Origin of the sequence: Sulfitobacter sp. S190, assembly GCF_025141935.1 — a bacterium.
Classification (GTDB): Bacteria; Pseudomonadota; Alphaproteobacteria; order Rhodobacterales; family Rhodobacteraceae; genus Sulfitobacter.
Genome location: NZ_CP081120.1, coordinates 1,454,239 through 1,469,449, shown reverse-complemented (window position 1 = coordinate 1,469,449; position 15,211 = coordinate 1,454,239). Strand labels below are relative to the sequence as shown.

Here is a 15,211-nt window from a genome sequence, read left to right as displayed (position 1 = left end):
TTGCCTCGCTGCCCGCAGGGTACATTGCCGCACGGGTCTGATCGTTTGGGTTGCTCGTCCGCCGGTCTGCCGGATGCCTAGCGCATCTCTTCGGCCGGTGTGACGCCAAGAATACCCAAGCCCGATGCAATTACAATTGCTACGGATTGTGCCAGCGCGATTTTTGCCTGTGATGTTGCAGGATCGTCCTCCTGAATGAACCGCAGCGACGGATCGTCATTGCCGCGGTTCCACAGACCATGCAAATCTCCTGCAAGTTCATAGAGATAGAAGGCAACGCGGTGCGGCTCGTTCGTGCGGGCCGCGGTTTCAACGAGGCGCGGCCATTCGGCCACTTTGCGCAGCAGGGCCAGTTCGGCGTCGTGGTCAAGCTTGGACAGATCGGCAGATTCCAGCGCGTCCGCGCCTACGTCGATGCCCGCCTGCGCGGCCTTGCGCTTTACGCTCGACACGCGGGCGTGGGCGTATTGGACATAGAACACCGGGTTCTCGCGCGATTGTTCCAGCACCTTGTCGAAATCGAAATCCAGCGGCGCGTCGTTCTTGCGGGTCAGCATCACGAAACGGGTCACATCCGCGCCCACTTCATCCACCACGTCGCGCAGGGTCACGAAGGTCCCTGCCCGCTTGGACATCTTGAAAGGCTCGCCGTTCTTGAACAGCTTCACCAGCTGCGTCAGCTTGATGTCGAGCGGTACCGTCCCGCCCGATAGCGCCGACACCGCCGCCTTCATCCGTTTGACATAGCCGCCGTGGTCGGCACCGAACACATCGATCAGCAGGTCATAACCGCGCTGCACCTTGTCGTAGTGATACGCGATATCGGGGGCGAAGTAGGTCCAGCTGCCGTCGGATTTCTTGACCGGGCGGTCGACGTCATCGCCGTGATCGGTGGATTTGAAGAGCGTCTGCTCGCGCGGCTCCCAGTCCTCGGGCTTTTTGCCCTTGGGCGGCTCGAGCACGCCTTCGTAGATCAGGCCCTTGTTTTGCAGATCGGCAATGGCCCCTTCGATCAGACCGGTGCCGTAGAGCGATTTTTCGGAAAAGAACGTGTCGATTTCGACGCCCAGCGCCTTCAGGTCGGCCCGAATGAGATCCATCATCGCTTCGGTCGCAAAGGTCCGCACATCGGCCAGCCAGACGTCTTCCGGCTGGTCCACATAGCCGGCACCGACCCGTGACTTGAGCGCCTCGCCCACGGCGATGAGGTAGTCGCCGGGGTATGTGCCGTCCTCGAAGGCCACTTCCTGCCCGTGGGCTTCCAAATACCGCAGATAGACAGACCGCGCGAGCACGTCGACCTGCGCCCCGCCGTCGTTGATGTAGTATTCGCGCGTCACGTCGTAGCCGACAAAGTCCAGCAGGCTGGCCAGCGCATCACCGAACACGGCGCCGCGGGTATGGCCCACGTGCAGCGGACCCGTGGGATTGGCCGAGACGTATTCGACGTTGACCCGTTTGCCCGCGCCCATGCTGCCGCGCCCGAAGCCTGTTCCGGCGGCCAGCACAGCGCCCGCAACGCCCTGCCAGACCGAAGGGGCCAGCCGCAGGTTGAGAAACCCCGGCCCCGCCACGTCAGCGGCAGTGATCCGGTCGTCCTGCACGAGCACCTGCGCAATCGCGTCGGCGATGTCGCGCGGTTTGAGCCCGGCGGGTTTGGCCAGCACCATCGCCGCATTGGTCGCCATGTCGCCGTGGGCCGCATCGCGCGGCGGCTCAACCGTGACGTTGTCAAAGCTCAGCCCTTGCGGCAGTTGGCCTTGCGAGACAAGCGTGTCCAGCGTGTCGATCACAAGGCTGCGGATATCGGCGAAAAGGTTCATTTGTGTGCTCTACTGATTGGTTGCGCCCCAAATACCACCCCCACCGCCCGCGTCAATGAATGTGCGTGCAAAGGTGCGTTTCGCGGCCGACCGTCCGCGTCACAGCCGCAGATGCGCGCCCGACAGCGGCCCCGCCTGCCCGCGCAAAAGCGCCATGACGGTGGGATGCGCCGCGCTGGTGTCGCCCTTGGGCAGGCTGACGGTGTTGAAACGGTGTGTATCGTGATCGTGGGCCAGCGTGTCCTGTGCTTGCAGGATCATCGGCAGCAGCCCCGCCTGCGCCAGCTGCGAGGGGTTCGCGGGCCGCGCCACGACGGTGATGACCTGCGCGCGGTGCGCCCGCAGTGCCGCATAAAACCCGCCCGCAATGGCCCGCAAGACCGACAGGTTGAGATCAAGCTCACCGGGGCTGCGCAGCGGCATCAGGTTGATCACGCCATGCAGCGGCGCGTCACCCCAGGCGTTGCCGATCCGGCCCAGCGCCCCGGCCGGTGGTCCCTTAAGCGGCAGCGTCGGCACGCGCGCGGCGTCCGGCCCTTGCAGGCGGGCAAGGCCGCGGGCGTCGGCGTCCATCGCCACGACCTGTGCATGATCGCCCATCAGCGCCCGCACAAGGCTTTCGCCCAGCCCGTCACAGGCCCCCACGACAATCAGGCGTTGCGCCGTCACGGATGTTGGTTCGTTCACCGGTGTCTTTCCTTGTCTCTGATCCCCGCAGCCTAGCGCAGCGGCGGGGCGGGTTCTAGCCGTCACCGATCAGGCGGGCGTGTTCTTGCAAGGCGAAGCGGTCGGTCATACCCGCGATGTAGTCACTGACCATCCGTGCCAGCAGCAGCTTGTCCCCGCCAGCCGCGCTCACGGCCCGCGCCCAGTGTTTCGGCAACAGGTCGGGTCGGCCCAGAAACAGGACAAACAGCTCCTCCACCACTTCTGTCACCTCGGCACGGATCTTCATCACCGAAGGGGCGCGGTACATGCGGGTAAAGAGGAACTGCCGGATCTCGCGCAGCTCGGCCCAGACGGGGTCGGAAAAGCGGATCACCGGACGGCCCACATGCCGGATGTCGGCCACGGAGGTGGCACCGGCGTCATCCAGCAGCGCGCGGGAGGTTTCGATCACATCCGATACCATCACACCGAACACGCGGCGCAGGGCTTCGTGGCGCCGTCTGTAGCTGTCGAGCCCGGGATGCACGCGGTCTACCTCGGCATAGGCAGGCCCCACCATGGGCAGCGCGGCGATTTCGTCCTCGCTGAACAGCCCTGCCCGCAAGCCGTCGTGCAGGTCGTGGTTGTTGTAGGCGATATCATCGGACAGCGCGGCCACTTGCGCTTCGGCGCTGGCGTGGGTGTCCAGTTCCAGATCATGCAGCGCGTTGTAGTCCGCCAGCGCATGCGGCAGATCGCCGGTCACGGGCCCGTTGTGTTTGGCGATCCCCTCGAGTGTTTCCCACGTCAGGTTCAGCCCGTCGAACCCCGCATAGTGCCGCTCCAGCGAGGTGACGATCTTGATCGCCTGCGCGTTGTGGTCAAACCCGCCGTAGGGCGCCATCATCTTTTCCAGCGCGTCCTCGCCGGTGTGGCCAAAGGGCGGATGGCCCAGGTCATGGGCGAGTGCCACCGCCTCGGTCAGCTCTGCGTTCAGGTGCAGCGCGCCCGAAATGGTGCGGGCCACCTGCGCCACCTCGATCGAGTGGGTCAGGCGTGTGCGGTAGTAATCGCCTTCGTGTTCGACGAAAACCTGCGTCTTGTGCTTGAGCCGCCGGAAGGCGCTGGCGTGGATGATGCGGTCACGGTCGCGCTGGAAGCACGAGCGGAAAGAGCTTTCGTCCTCTGGCACACGCCGTCCCCGGGCGGTGGCAGGATCCGAAGCATAGGGGGCGCGCATGGGTGATCTTCTCCCGCGATGTGCTTGTAGCCTGTCTGCTGGGTTTCTATATTGCAGTTACAGCGATTTGGAAACCGAAGAGCGACGCCATGAACCTGCCACCCAAAGTTACCCCCCGCGCCTTTGCGCGTCTGTCCGAAATCGGTGCCGCCGACGAGGGCAAGGCGCTGCGTATTGCCGTCGAGGGCGGTGGATGTTCGGGATTCCAGTACGAGATTGCACTGGATGACGCGAAAACCGATGATCTGGTCCTTGAGGGCGATGGCCAGCGGGTCGTGATCGACAGCGTGTCCTTGCCGTTTCTGACCGATGCGGTGATCGATTTCACCGAGGAACTGATCGGGGCGCGGTTCGTGATCGAGAACCCCAATGCCACGTCGTCTTGCGGGTGCGGCACGTCGTTCTCCATGTAGCGGTCTTGCCCCGCTGCGCCGAATGCGGCAAAGCATGAGGGACACCTGACAGGAGCCCTCCATGAAAATCGCCAGCTTCAACATCAACGGCATCAAGGCCCGGATCGACGCGCTGCCCGCGTGGCTGGACGAGGCGCAGCCGGACGTGGCGATCCTGCAGGAGATCAAATCGGTCGATGAAGCCTTTCCGCGGGAGGTTTTTGAAGAGCGCGGCTATAACGTCGAAACCCACGGGCAAAAGTCGTTTAACGGCGTTGCCCTGCTGTCCAAACTGCCGTTGGAGGATGTCACGCGCGGCCTGCCCGGTGACGAGGACGACGAACAGGCCCGCTATATCGAGGCGACGGTCGTGGGGGCGCGCGATGCGGTGCGCATCTGTGGTCTGTATCTGCCCAACGGCAATCCGGTCGAGCTGAACGACGATGGCAGCCCCGTGGCGGGTGGCAAATACGCCTACAAGATGGGATGGATGGACCGCCTGCACGCCCGCGCAGAGGCGCTGCTGGCCGAAGAGACACCGTTTCTCATGGCGGGCGATTTCAACATCATTCCGCAACCCGAGGATGCCGCCAAGCCAGACAGCTGGCGCGAAGATGCGTTGTTTCGCACCGCGTCGCGGGGCAAGTGGCGTGCGCTGGTGAACCTTGGTCTCACCGATGCGTTCCGCGCCCGCACGCAGGGACCCGGACACTACAGTTTCTGGGATTATCAGGCCGGTGCATGGAACCGCAACAACGGCATCCGCATCGATCATTTCCTGCTATGTCCCTATACCGCCGATCATCTGCGCGATTGCCAGATCGACAAGAATGTCCGCGGCCGTGACAAACCGTCCGATCATGTTCCGATCTGGGTCGAGCTGGATCTGTAGGACTGCGGCCTGACGGATCAGGCCACGCGTCCGGTTCTTTCGGGCCAGACCTCGAGCAGGCCCGCCAGCAGCACAAGCGCGCCGCCGGTCATTTCAAGCGCGCTGAGGTGTTCGCTTGCCAGCACGGCGGCGGAGGCCGCACCGACGAGCACCTCGCTCATCAGCAGGATGCCCGTGCGTGCCGGATCCAGACGCGCGGTCGCCCACATCAGCAATCCCATCGAGATGCCCCACCAGATCACGCCCGTCACCGCCGCGACGGGGATGGCGGCCATCACCTCGACCGATTGCGGCAAGGGCGCGAGCAGCGGCGCCAGCACGGCCGCCATGATGGCCGCCCCTGCGACAAAGACAAACGCCGCCTCGGGCGCGCCGAGTTCTGAGCGTTCGCGGATGCCGGTGGACGCGATGGCCCAGAACAGCCCCGACGCCAGCCCCATCCATTCCCCCAGATTGCGCGGCACCGGCAGATTGCCCTGCGCGCTGAGCATCACGGTCAGCCCTGCCAGGCCGACGCCGATGGCCATCATCCGCATCAGCGGTGTGCTGCGCCCCAGCACGACCCGTGCGATCAGCGTACTCCAGACCGGCGTGAGAAAGAACAGCAGGATCACCAGCGCCACGCGCCCGTAGATAAACCCGATGGAGTACAGCGCGAAGGCCGCGCCCCCTACAAACACCGACAGGGTGCCGATACGGTCCGCGTGCCTCAGCACGTGCCGCTTGCGCCACCCGACCGGGATCAGCACGGCCAGCCCCGCGATTGAAATGCCCACGGTCCCCCACGCCCCCGTCAGCCCGAGGGATTCCAGCGTCCGTACCGGCCACCAGTAAAATCCCCACAACAGCCCCGTAAGGACCACGATCAATGTCGCGCGGGTGGTCTGGGATACGGTGTTCATACCCGCTAAGTGCCGCAAGCGGTCAGCGCGGTCAATCGGGTGTCGTGACCGCCCGGTTGGGGATCACATCGAGCCATTCGGTCACGTTGCAGGCCGGGGTGGCGCACCCGAAGGTCAGGGCAACCACCGTCGTCAGGGCCAGCATCCCGAACCACAGGATGAACCGGTAGCGCCGGTGGGCCGCCTGGACGTGGGTCTGGGTGGCGTACCACTCTTCCCACCCCTGATGGTGTAACGGTTGGCCGAACGCCGCAAAATGCGCCGACAATTTGTGTTCGACCTGACGCACATATGCAGCGCAGGCGTGGATATAGAGGATCTGCATATGCGTGCGCTGTGCCGCGAACAGGCTGAGTCCGACAGGCAGAAACAGGGCAAAACGGTAAATACTCACACCCGTCGTCTTTGGCGCGGTAAAGGCAAAGGCATAGACGGCCGCGATGCCGATGATCACGGCGTATTCGATCAGGTCGAGCTTGCGCACCGCCGCCATGATCCGCTGGTTGCCGGCCTCGAACTGAAGCTCGAGAAAGCGGGGATTGTTGGAAGGGTCGTCTGCCGGTTCGCGGATCGGGTCGTCAGGCCTCAAGCTCGGCATCCCAGTAGAGAAAATCCATCCAGCTTTCGTGCAGGTGGCCCGGCGGGAATTTGCGGCCCATGTTGCGCAGCTCTTCGGCGCCCGGTTGGCGCGGTGGTTTGCGCAGGTTGAAGCCGGTCTGGTGCAGCGCCTTGGAGCCCTTGCGCAGGTTGCACGGGCTGCACGCCGCCACCACGTTTTGCCAGCTCGTCACCCCGCCCGAGGCGCGCGGCACCACGTGATCGAAGGTCAGATCCCCCCGCGCGCCGCAGTACTGGCAGCGGAATTCGTCGCGCAGAAATAAATTAAAGCGCGTGAAGGCCACGCGCTTTTGGGGTTTTACATAGTCTTTGAGCACAACAACCGACGGGATCCGCAGGGTGGTTGTGGGGCTGTGCACGCAGTCGTCGTATTCAGCCACGATATCCACCCTGTCGAGATACTTGGCCTTGACCGCATCCTGCCACGCCCAGAGCGACAGCGGGTAGTAACTGAGCGGTCTGTAATCGGCGTTCAGCACCAGCGCAGGCCGATCCTTCAGCCGACTGGGACTTCGCGTAAATTCGGTTCTGAAATCGCCGTCCATCCTGCACCGCCCTCTTCCCGTTTGACCTGACTATATCTCGTGGTTTGAAGCTGGCAAGCATTGCTTTGCCACAAGATGTCGCAGTCTTGAGCCGAAGGGCGCGCGGTGCCCGGACAGCAGGCAGTTTGCCGCGTTACAGACCCAGTTTGTCGCGCATGAAGGCCAGCGCGACCGACAGACCGTCGGGGGCGATCCCGTGTGCCGTGCCCTTCATCACATGGGCGTAGACATCGCTCCAGCCTGCCTCCTGCAGCGCCTCGGCGGCCTGCGGCAGCGATTGGGGGGGGACGACATCGTCCTGATCGCCGTGCACCAGCAGCACCGGCGGGCGCACCACCACTTCGTCCTTGAGCGTCTCCGGCGACAACAGCCGCCCCGAAAAGGCAACGATCCCCGCCACCGCATCCTCGCGCCGGGGGGCCACGTGCAGCGACATCATCGTGCCTTGCGAAAAGCCGAAAAGCACCACCTGTTCGGGCAGCACGTCTTCGTCGACCATCAGCGCATCGAGATAGGCATTCAGATCCTCGACCGCCTGCGCCATGCCGCGTGCGGATTCTTCCTCGGACGAGCCGTCGATCCACGGGATCGGGAACCACTGGTACCCGTTGGGCATGCCGGCCACCATTTCGGGCGCATCGGGCGCCACGAACAGCGTGTCGGGCAAATGCTCGCCCAGCGGATCGGCGAGACCCAGCAAATCCGCCCCGTTAGCGCCGTAGCCGTGCAAAAACACCACGACTGACCGCGTCGCGCCGCTGATGGGTTCGCGACGCTCTGAATTCAACACCCGTGTCATGATAGTCCTTCCCGGTTCTTTTCGCTTCGGTAGTACGTAAACAGCAGCCGCGCTGCAACCGCCCGCCACGGGGACCAGTCTTCGGCCATGCGTGCCAGTGCCGCGGGCGTGGGCCGCGCGTTGAGCGCGAAAAGCATGCGGGCCGCTTCTTGCAGGGCCAGATCACCGGGGGCAAAGACATCCGCGCGGCCAAGGCTGAACATGGCGTAAACCTGCGCGGTCCAGACGCCGATCCCCGGAACCGCAGTGAGCGTTTCGATCACCTGCGCATCACTGGCATCGCGCAGCGCAGCGTAGTCGATGTCGGCGGCGGCCAGTGCGCGGGCGTATTTCATTTTCGGACGGCTGAACCCGACGGACCTGAGTGCGGCGTCATCCGCGGCGCGCACGGCGGCGGGGGTGGTCAGCCCTGCGGCCTGCGCCCTGCCCCAGATGGCGCGGGCAGAGGCCACGGAGACCTGCTGGCTCACGATCTTGCCGAGCAGCGCATCGAAACCGTCGCCCGTCAGCCGCAGCGGCAAGGGGCCGATCTGCTCCAACGCCTGCGCGAAACGCGGCTCGCGGGCGGCCAGCCACGCCGCCCCTTCGGCCACATCCGCGTCACAGGTGATGAGCCGCGTCACAGCGCCGCCGCCCATGCCGCGGCCTGCGCCACTTGCGATACGGTCGGCAGCCCGGCGGGCGGTGACGGCCGGTCAATCAGGATCGGCGCCAGCCCCATGGCCAACGCCGCGTCTAATTTCGGCCTGCTGGCGCGGCCCCCGAGGTTGCGACACACAAGATGCGTAATGCGCAGCCGCGCGAACAGCGCGCGTTCATGCGCCACATCGAACGGCGGATCGCCAAAGCTGAGGCTGACAAAGGGGTACGGGGCTGCCCGGTCGTGGCGGCGGGTCTGGCGCAGGAATATCCGGTCCCCGGTGAAACGGGCCATGTCCGGCAGGCTTTCCCAACCGGTGGCGCAGAACGCCCGCGCGCCCGCGGTCATCGCAGCACAGGCCGTGCGCACGTCGGGGACAAAGGTGCATTGCGCGTCGTCCCACGCGGGACGTTCAAGCCGCAGATAGGGCATGTTCAGGCGCCGCGCCGCGCCGAATGCCTGTTGGGTGAGTGTGCGGTCGAAAACGTGGCTGGCATCGAGTATGGCGGTCAGCCCTGTCTCCTGCACGAAGGCGCCAAGCCCCTGCGCCCCGTCAAAGGCGCGCAGTTGCGGTGGTTTTGGCAGGGGCTGCCCCCCGCGCGGCAATTCAGACACCACAGGCGTATAGGCAATGCCCGCCGCGCAAAGCGCTTCGGCGACCTGTCGGGCTTCGAAACTGCCCGCAAGCAGCAGGATATGGGGCAAGGTGGTCATCCGCGCAGCATTAGCGCAAGACCGCCCGCACGCAAGAGGGGTTGCCGCGACGGTGGCTTGGGTCTAGCGATACGTCGTAAGCGAAAGGCATTCAGATGATCGACGATACACGGGCCAAAAGAAACGTTGCCGTTCTGGTCGCAGCGCAGGCGTTTCTGGGCAGCCAGATTACCATGATTTTCGTCATCGGCGGTCTGGCGGGCCAGCAGCTGTCGCCCAATGTGTGTCTGGCCACCCTGCCGATTTCGATGATCGTTTTCGGATCCATGACAACGGCGCCGTGGCTGTCGACGGTGATGCAGAGGCTTGGCCGGCGCACCGGTTTCATCATCGGGGCCGTTGGCGGCCTGCTGGGTGCGGGCATCAGCGCCTATGCGCTGACGATCGAAAGCTTCTGGATTTTCCTGATCGGCAGCTTCATCACCGGCATCTACATGTCATCGCAGGGATTTTTCCGGTTTGCCGCAGCCGACACGGCCTCGGACACGTTCCGGCCAAAGGCGATTTCCTATGTCATGGCAGGCGGCCTTATTTCGGCGATCATCGGCCCACAGCTGGTCGGGATATTGAGCGGCAGCACCCCCGACGCCACGGTCATGCGGTTCTTTCCGGTCTATCTGGCGGCGATGGCGCTCAACGTGCTGGGGATGCTGTTGTTTGTGTTTCTCGACATTCCCAAGCCGCCGGTGCCTGCGCAGGATGCGCCACGGGGCCGCACCCGGTGGGAGCTGTTGACCACACCACGCATCGCGGTCGCGGTGATATGCGCCATGGTATCCTACGCATTGATGAACCTTGTGATGACCTCGACGCCGCTGGCCGTTGTCGGCTGCGGATTTACCGTGGTGGACGCCTCCAACGTGGTGACCGGTCACGTGCTCGCCATGTTTGCGCCGTCCTTCTTTACCGGCCACCTGATTGCGCGGTTCGGCGTGGAACGGATCATGGGGCTGGGGATTGCGATCCTTGCGGTGGCGGGGGTCGTCGCATTGCAGGGCGTGGAACTGGGCAATTTCTTTGTCGCGCTGATTTTGCTGGGTCTGGGATGGAACTTTGGCTTCATCGGGGCCACGACGATGCTGGCGGGCGCACATGCGCCGCACGAACGTGGCCGGATGCAGGGCCTCAACGATCTGCTGGTCTTCGGCGGTGTTACGATGGCCTCGCTGGCATCCGGCGGATTGATGAATTGCTCGGGCGGATCCGCCGTCGAGGGCTGGCAGGCGGTCAACTATGCGATGATCCCGTTTCTGGCGCTCGCGGGTGGGTCGCTCGTGTGGCTGGTGATGACACGCAACCGGCGCATCGCCTGATCACCAGCGGCCCAGCGCCACCCGCAAGGTGACCGCGGGCCCCGGATCGGGCAGCCGTCCCTCCGCCACGCATCGCGGATCGGCCACAGCGGCCTTGAGCACAGGTTCGGCAGCCGCGGTCGGCAGGAAGGCCGCGGCCGCACTGCGGGCGACCTGCGCCCGCGCGGCACGCGCGTCCGCCAGCCGCGCCAGTCCCGTTTGCGCCAAGGCCCGTACGCCGTCTGGTGTGCCGTCGAGCAAAGGCACGCGGCCCGCCGCCTCCAGCTGCGGGATGGCCCGCAGGAAAGCGGCCAGACCTGCCGCGTATCCCGCATCCAGCGCCACCCGAGCCGGTGCCGTCCCCAGAATACCCGCCGCCGCGTGGGTCAGCAGACCGGATGTTTCCCGCAAGTAGGCCTCGAAATGTGCGCTGTCCTCGAACGGGTCGCGGTAAATGTCCCACCGCCGCGCGGCAACGAGCGGATCGAGTGCCGCCGCCTGTTCCGCGTCAATTGCATCCGCCAGCGGTGAGGTTACCTCGTGGCGCCGCACCGGGCCGCCCTGGGCGATTTCCTCAAGCGCGTCGCGCCACCACTGCAGCCGCATCTCGGCGATCATCGTCTCTTGGGTGACCCAAGGCGCGCGCGAGACCTCGACATTGAATGCGTAAAGCGCAAAGAGGTGGCCCCGGCGTGACACCGGTGCCGCCATCGCCGCGCGAAAGCGCAACGGATCGCCCCGTTCCACCAGCTTTGCGCAGGCAACCTGGTCATCGGTAAGGCTCATCGCGGGCGCACCACGCTTAGCAGATAGCCGAATTCGTCGCGGTGGGCACGCCAGCATTCGGCTTCCTCCACAGCTTCGTCCAGCACGGCCGACAAGGCGGCATCGGCGCCCGGACGCAGCGCCGCGATGCGTGCATCAAGCGGGCCGAAATAGGCCTCCCATGCGGCGTCCATCAGGGGGCGCTGGTCAATGACCTCGTACCCGGCTTGGGCAATATGCGCGTTGATCCCTGCCTGATCGGTCATCGCGGGGTACTGTTGCCACAGCGCTTTGGCGCGGGGCGACGGCGTATCGGTAAACCAGCACGCCTCGCTGAAGGCGATCGCGCCGCCGGGATGGAGCGCCTTGCGCCACGCGGTGAGTGCCTGCTGCACCCCCATGAAATAGACGGCCCCCGCACACCAGATCAGGTCATACCGGTTCATGACCCGCGCCATGTCCGCCCGCAGCACGGTCACACGGCTGTCGCCCGCCCAGCGCTCGCGCGCCGCCTGCACAAAAGGACCCGTTTTATCCAGCGCGGTCACGTCACCGTCGGGGGCCGCGCGCAAGAGCGCCCCGATATCGGCCCCCGGGCCGCAGGCAACATCCGCCATGCGCGCAGTGGATGGCAGATGCGCGACCTCCGCTGCCCACGCGACATCCGCAGGCAGACCGGGGCCCTCGCGGGGCAGATCGCGGTGCAGCACGAAGAACGGATCGTTGGGTTCAGGTGTGGCCATTGGATGGTCCTTTGCCGGCATCGGGAACGCGCGCGCCGGTATCGCGAATGAGCTTCCAGCGGATGGCATCGAGCAGGGCCGAGAAAGACGCGTCAACGATGTTCGCAGATACCCCCACGGTCGACCATCGCCGCCCCTGCCCGTCCTCGCTGTCGATGATGACGCGCGTTACGGCTTCGGTGCCGCCTTGGGTGATGCGCACCTTGAAATCGACCAGCCGCATATCCTCGAGCATTGCAGAATACTGTCCCAGATCCTTGGCCAACGCCTTGGCCAGCGCGTTCACGGGGCCTCGGTCACTGCCGGTCTCGTCCATGCTTTCGGACACGCTGAGCCGTTTTTCACCGTCGACCTTCACCACGACCACCGCTTCGGACAGGCTGACCATGCGATCGTACTTGTTCTTGCGCCGCTCGACGGTGACGCGGTAGCGCTTGACCTCGAAATAGCTCGGCAGCTGCCCCAGAACGCGCCGCGCCAGCAACTCGAAACTCGCCTGCGCGGTGTCATAGCTGTAGCCTTCCGCCTCGCGCATCTTGACCTCGTCGAGGATCTGCGCCAGCGCCGGATCGCCCTTCGGTACCTCCAGACCCGCGCTTTTCAAGCGGCGGCGCAGGTTGGACTGGCCCGCCTGGTTCGACATCGGAATGATGCGCGCGTTGCCCACCAGCGCGGGTTCGATATGCTCGTAGGTCGAGGGATCCTTGAGGATCGCACTGGCATGCAAACCGGCCTTGTGGGCAAAGGCCGACGGCCCCACGAAGCCGGCCTGTTTCGCAGGCACACGGTTGAGGATCTCGTCCAGCATCCGGCTGGTGCGGGTCAGACCCTCCAGTGCGGCGTCACTGACCCCTGTCTCGAAGGCTTCGGCATAGGGCTGCTTGAGCTTGAGGATCGGGATCAGCGTCGTCAGATTGGCGTTGCCACAGCGTTCGCCCAATCCGTTCAGCGTGCCCTGGATCTGGCGCACACCGGCATCCACGGCCGCCAGCGTACAGGCCACGGCATTCTCGGTATCGTTATGGGTATGGATGCCCAGCCGGTCGCCCGGAATGCCCGCGTCGATCAGGGCGCGGGTGATGCGCTCCACCTCGGCAGGCATGGTGCCGCCATTGGTGTCGCACAAGACAACCCACCGCGCACCTGCATCATACGCCGCGCGCACCGCCTCGGTCGCATAAGCCGGATTGGCCTTGTAGCCGTCAAAGAAATGCTCCGCGTCAAAAAGCGCCTCGCGACCTTCGGCGACCAGATAGGCAATGCTGCGCGCGATATTGTCGGTATTCTCGGCCAGGCTGATGCCCAACGCTTTCTCGACGTGGAAATCATGGGTCTTGCCCACCAGACAGACAGAAGCCGTGCGCGCATTCATGACCGCCGCCAGAACATCATCGTTCTGCGCCGACATGCCCGCACGCTTGGTCATGCCAAAGGCGGTCAGCCGCGCCCGCGTCCGGGGGGCCTGCTCGAAAAACTTGCTGTCGGTCGGGTTCGCACCGGGCCAGCCGCCCTCGATATAATCGACCCCGAGCGCATCCAGCGCCCCGGCGATCTGGCATTTCTCTTCGGTGGAAAACTGCACGCCCTGCGTTTGCTGCCCGTCGCGCAAGGTCGTGTCATAGAGATACAGGCGTTCGGTCATGACGCCACCGCCACGCACACCGCATGCTTCATCTTGCCCATAAACTCATTGCACCGGTGGCCCAAGCCACAGGTTTCGCGATTGAACGGTCCGGCCATCACAGCACCTCCAGCGCCGCGGCGTCGAAATCGGCGGCAGGGGTCAGAACCACACCATCCTTGCTCATCTGAACCTGCACACCGGCCGCGAGCAGCATCGCCTTGATGCGGTCAACCTCGGCGAAATCCTTTGTCTGCATCGCGGTGGTGCGGGCGTCCGACAGATAGGCCTCATAGGCTGCAAGATCGAACGTCCGCTGCGCGGCCCAGTCGGGCACCTGCGACCCCATCAGCCCCAACAGCGCCAGCGCTCCGCGCAGCGCCCCGGCCTGCCCGGCACCGGCGAGCTTGTGCAGATGCGCGATGGCACCGGCCGTGTTGAGATCATCCCCCAACAGCCCGACCAGCAGGTCGTCGGGTGCCGCCGCCTCTTCGGTCGCGGCGAGCGCATACCATTTGCGCAAGACCCGCTCGGCCTCATCGCGCTTCTTGTCGGTCCAGTCCATCGGTTTGCGGTAATGCGTCGACAGCATGACAAAGCGGATCACCTCGCCCGGCACACCGTCGTCCAGCAGATCGCGCACGGTAAAGAAATTGCCCAGCGATTTGGACATCTTGCGCCCCTCAACCTGCAGCATTTCATTGTGCAGCCAGATATTTGCGAACCCTGCGCCGGGATGGGCGCAGGCGCTTTGGGCAATTTCATTTTCGTGGTGCGGAAACATCAGGTCATTGCCGCCCCCGTGAATGTCGAAATGCGCACCCAAAAGCGCGTAGCTCATGGCGGAGCATTCGATGTGCCAGCCCGGGCGCCCTCGGCCCCACGGGCTGTCCCAGCCCGGCGTCTGCGCATCCGACGGTTTCCACAGGACAAAATCCATCGGATTGCGCTTGTAGGGGGCCACATCGACACGCGCACCCGCGATCATGTCGTCCACGGACCGCCCCGACAGCGCGCCGTAGTCCTTGTAGCTGTCGACCGCGAACAGCACATGACCCTCGGCGGCATAGGCATGCCCCTTGGCCACCAGATCCTCGATCATCGTGACCATCTGCGCGATATAGGCGGTCGCGCGCGGCATATGGGTGGGCTCGAGCGCCCCGACCGCGGCCATATCGTCGAGAAACCAACCCGTGGTCTCGGCGGTGATCTCCCCGATGGCGCGACCGCTTTGGGCGCTGCGGGCGTTGATCTTGTCATCGACGTCCGTGAAATTGCGCACATAGGTCACGTGATCCTGGCCATAGACGTGCCGCAGCAGGCGAAAGAGCACGTCAAAGACGATCACCGGCCGTGCGTTGCCCAGATGCGCCCGGTCATAGACGGTCGGCCCGCAAACATACATCCGCACGTTCCGCGGATCGATCGGCTCGAGGCTCTCGCGCGATTTGGTCTTGGTGTTGTGCAGTTTGATGGTCGTCATGGCGTAGGTCCTTCACGGGCGCGGCTTGCGCGGGACTTGGCACAGATTTTTCTGGAATGAAACAACGTGTACGACCCGCGAGAAAATCTCAGCA

The 15,211-nt window shown here is 64.7% G+C and carries 16 protein-coding genes; 3 read left to right on the top strand and 13 right to left on the bottom strand.

Annotation, left to right across the window (positions count from 1 at the left end):
- Positions 1–77 precede the first annotated feature (77 nt).
- From argS to K3756_RS07515, 3 genes are all read right to left on the bottom strand, one after another.
- On the bottom strand, positions 78–1,823 hold the full coding sequence (gene argS, locus K3756_RS07525; protein WP_259992514.1) for an arginine--tRNA ligase: 1,746 nt from the start codon (positions 1,821–1,823) through the stop codon (positions 78–80).
- Positions 1,824–1,922: 99 nt separating this feature from the next.
- Entirely contained in the window at positions 1,923–2,510 is a 588-nt protein-coding gene (locus tag K3756_RS07520) for a hypothetical protein (RefSeq protein ID WP_259992504.1), read from the bottom strand.
- A gap of 55 nt (positions 2,511–2,565) precedes the next feature.
- Entirely contained in the window at positions 2,566–3,711 is a 1,146-nt protein-coding gene (locus K3756_RS07515; RefSeq protein WP_259992501.1) for a deoxyguanosinetriphosphate triphosphohydrolase, read from the bottom strand.
- 89 nt (positions 3,712–3,800) lie between these two features.
- Here K3756_RS07515 and K3756_RS07510 point away from each other — a divergent pair, with 89 nt between their 5' ends.
- Together K3756_RS07510 and xth are read left to right on the top strand one after the other, a co-directional pair.
- Entirely contained in the window at positions 3,801–4,124 is a 324-nt protein-coding gene (locus tag K3756_RS07510) for an iron-sulfur cluster assembly accessory protein (protein WP_259992495.1), read from the top strand.
- 61 nt (positions 4,125–4,185) lie between these two features.
- Positions 4,186–4,995: an exodeoxyribonuclease III gene (xth, locus tag K3756_RS07505; protein ID WP_259992493.1), complete on the top strand. Its 810-nt coding sequence runs from the start codon at positions 4,186–4,188 to the stop codon at positions 4,993–4,995.
- Positions 4,996–5,012: 17 nt separating this feature from the next.
- Here the strand turns inward: xth and K3756_RS07500 are convergent, their stop codons facing one another.
- From K3756_RS07500 to K3756_RS07475, 6 genes are all read right to left on the bottom strand, one after another.
- Positions 5,013–5,897, bottom strand: a complete 885-nt coding sequence (locus tag K3756_RS07500) for a DMT family transporter (RefSeq protein ID WP_259992482.1) — start codon at positions 5,895–5,897, stop codon at positions 5,013–5,015.
- Between the two features lie 31 nt (positions 5,898–5,928).
- The gene (locus K3756_RS07495; RefSeq protein ID WP_259992480.1) at positions 5,929–6,486 is read right to left on the bottom strand and encodes a hypothetical protein; all 558 of its coding nucleotides are present in this window, start codon (positions 6,484–6,486) and stop codon (positions 5,929–5,931) included.
- Positions 6,476–7,060: an HNH endonuclease gene (locus tag K3756_RS07490; protein ID WP_259992478.1), complete on the bottom strand. Its 585-nt coding sequence runs from the start codon at positions 7,058–7,060 to the stop codon at positions 6,476–6,478. The genes K3756_RS07495 and K3756_RS07490 overlap by 11 nt, the downstream gene beginning before the upstream one ends.
- 133 nt (positions 7,061–7,193) lie before the next feature.
- Positions 7,194–7,859: an alpha/beta hydrolase gene (locus K3756_RS07485; protein WP_259992476.1), complete on the bottom strand. Its 666-nt coding sequence runs from the start codon at positions 7,857–7,859 to the stop codon at positions 7,194–7,196.
- On the bottom strand, positions 7,856–8,497 hold the full coding sequence (locus K3756_RS07480) for a DNA-3-methyladenine glycosylase (RefSeq protein WP_259992474.1): 642 nt from the start codon (positions 8,495–8,497) through the stop codon (positions 7,856–7,858). The genes K3756_RS07485 and K3756_RS07480 overlap by 4 nt, the downstream gene beginning before the upstream one ends.
- Positions 8,479–9,213: a precorrin-6A/cobalt-precorrin-6A reductase gene (locus K3756_RS07475; RefSeq protein ID WP_259992472.1), complete on the bottom strand. Its 735-nt coding sequence runs from the start codon at positions 9,211–9,213 to the stop codon at positions 8,479–8,481. The genes K3756_RS07480 and K3756_RS07475 overlap by 19 nt, the downstream gene beginning before the upstream one ends.
- A 95-nt stretch (positions 9,214–9,308) precedes the next feature.
- On the opposite strand from K3756_RS07475, the gene K3756_RS07470 reads away from it, so the two are divergent.
- Complete coding sequence (locus K3756_RS07470; RefSeq protein ID WP_259992457.1) at positions 9,309–10,526, top strand: MFS transporter; 1,218 nt, start codon at positions 9,309–9,311, stop codon at positions 10,524–10,526.
- Here K3756_RS07470 and K3756_RS07465 read toward each other — a convergent pair whose 3' ends face one another.
- The 4 genes from K3756_RS07465 to cysS form a co-directional block, all read right to left on the bottom strand.
- Positions 10,527–11,291, bottom strand: coding sequence for a squalene/phytoene synthase family protein (locus K3756_RS07465; RefSeq protein WP_259992455.1), 765 nt, complete (start codon positions 11,289–11,291; stop codon positions 10,527–10,529).
- On the bottom strand, positions 11,288–12,013 hold the full coding sequence (locus tag K3756_RS07460) for a trans-aconitate 2-methyltransferase (protein WP_259992452.1): 726 nt from the start codon (positions 12,011–12,013) through the stop codon (positions 11,288–11,290). The genes K3756_RS07465 and K3756_RS07460 overlap by 4 nt, the downstream gene beginning before the upstream one ends.
- Positions 12,000–13,655 (bottom strand): citramalate synthase, encoded by a 1,656-nt coding sequence (gene cimA / locus K3756_RS07455; protein WP_259992450.1) that lies wholly within the window; start codon positions 13,653–13,655, stop codon positions 12,000–12,002. Before cimA ends, K3756_RS07460 begins: the two co-directional genes overlap by 14 nt.
- A 97-nt stretch (positions 13,656–13,752) precedes the next feature.
- Positions 13,753–15,117, bottom strand: coding sequence for a cysteine--tRNA ligase (gene cysS / locus K3756_RS07450; RefSeq protein WP_259992423.1), 1,365 nt, complete (start codon positions 15,115–15,117; stop codon positions 13,753–13,755).
- Between the last annotated feature and the right edge of the window lie 94 nt (positions 15,118–15,211).

Bases quoted from the DNA above. Each gene is read 5' to 3' on its own strand.
- K3756_RS07480 (WP_259992474.1), bottom strand. From the start codon at position 8,497: ATGGGCGGCGGCGCTGTGACGCGGCTCATCACCTGTGACGCGGATGTG.
- K3756_RS07500 (WP_259992482.1), bottom strand. From the start codon at position 5,897: ATGAACACCGTATCCCAGACCACCCGCGCGACATTGATCGTGGTCCTT.
- xth (WP_259992493.1), top strand. From the start codon at position 4,186: ATGAAAATCGCCAGCTTCAACATCAACGGCATCAAGGCCCGGATCGAC.
- K3756_RS07475 (WP_259992472.1), bottom strand. From the start codon at position 9,213: ATGACCACCTTGCCCCATATCCTGCTGCTTGCGGGCAGTTTCGAAGCC.
- cimA (WP_259992450.1), bottom strand. From the start codon at position 13,655: ATGACCGAACGCCTGTATCTCTATGACACGACCTTGCGCGACGGGCAG.
- K3756_RS07465 (WP_259992455.1), bottom strand. From the start codon at position 11,291: ATGAGCCTTACCGATGACCAGGTTGCCTGCGCAAAGCTGGTGGAACGG.
- K3756_RS07515 (WP_259992501.1), bottom strand. From the start codon at position 3,711: ATGCGCGCCCCCTATGCTTCGGATCCTGCCACCGCCCGGGGACGGCGT.
- K3756_RS07490 (WP_259992478.1), bottom strand. From the start codon at position 7,060: ATGGACGGCGATTTCAGAACCGAATTTACGCGAAGTCCCAGTCGGCTG.
- K3756_RS07470 (WP_259992457.1), top strand. From the start codon at position 9,309: ATGATCGACGATACACGGGCCAAAAGAAACGTTGCCGTTCTGGTCGCA.
- cysS (WP_259992423.1), bottom strand. From the start codon at position 15,117: ATGACGACCATCAAACTGCACAACACCAAGACCAAATCGCGCGAGAGC.
- K3756_RS07460 (WP_259992452.1), bottom strand. From the start codon at position 12,013: ATGGCCACACCTGAACCCAACGATCCGTTCTTCGTGCTGCACCGCGAT.
- K3756_RS07510 (WP_259992495.1), top strand. From the start codon at position 3,801: ATGAACCTGCCACCCAAAGTTACCCCCCGCGCCTTTGCGCGTCTGTCC.
- K3756_RS07485 (WP_259992476.1), bottom strand. From the start codon at position 7,859: ATGACACGGGTGTTGAATTCAGAGCGTCGCGAACCCATCAGCGGCGCG.
- argS (WP_259992514.1), bottom strand. From the start codon at position 1,823: ATGAACCTTTTCGCCGATATCCGCAGCCTTGTGATCGACACGCTGGAC.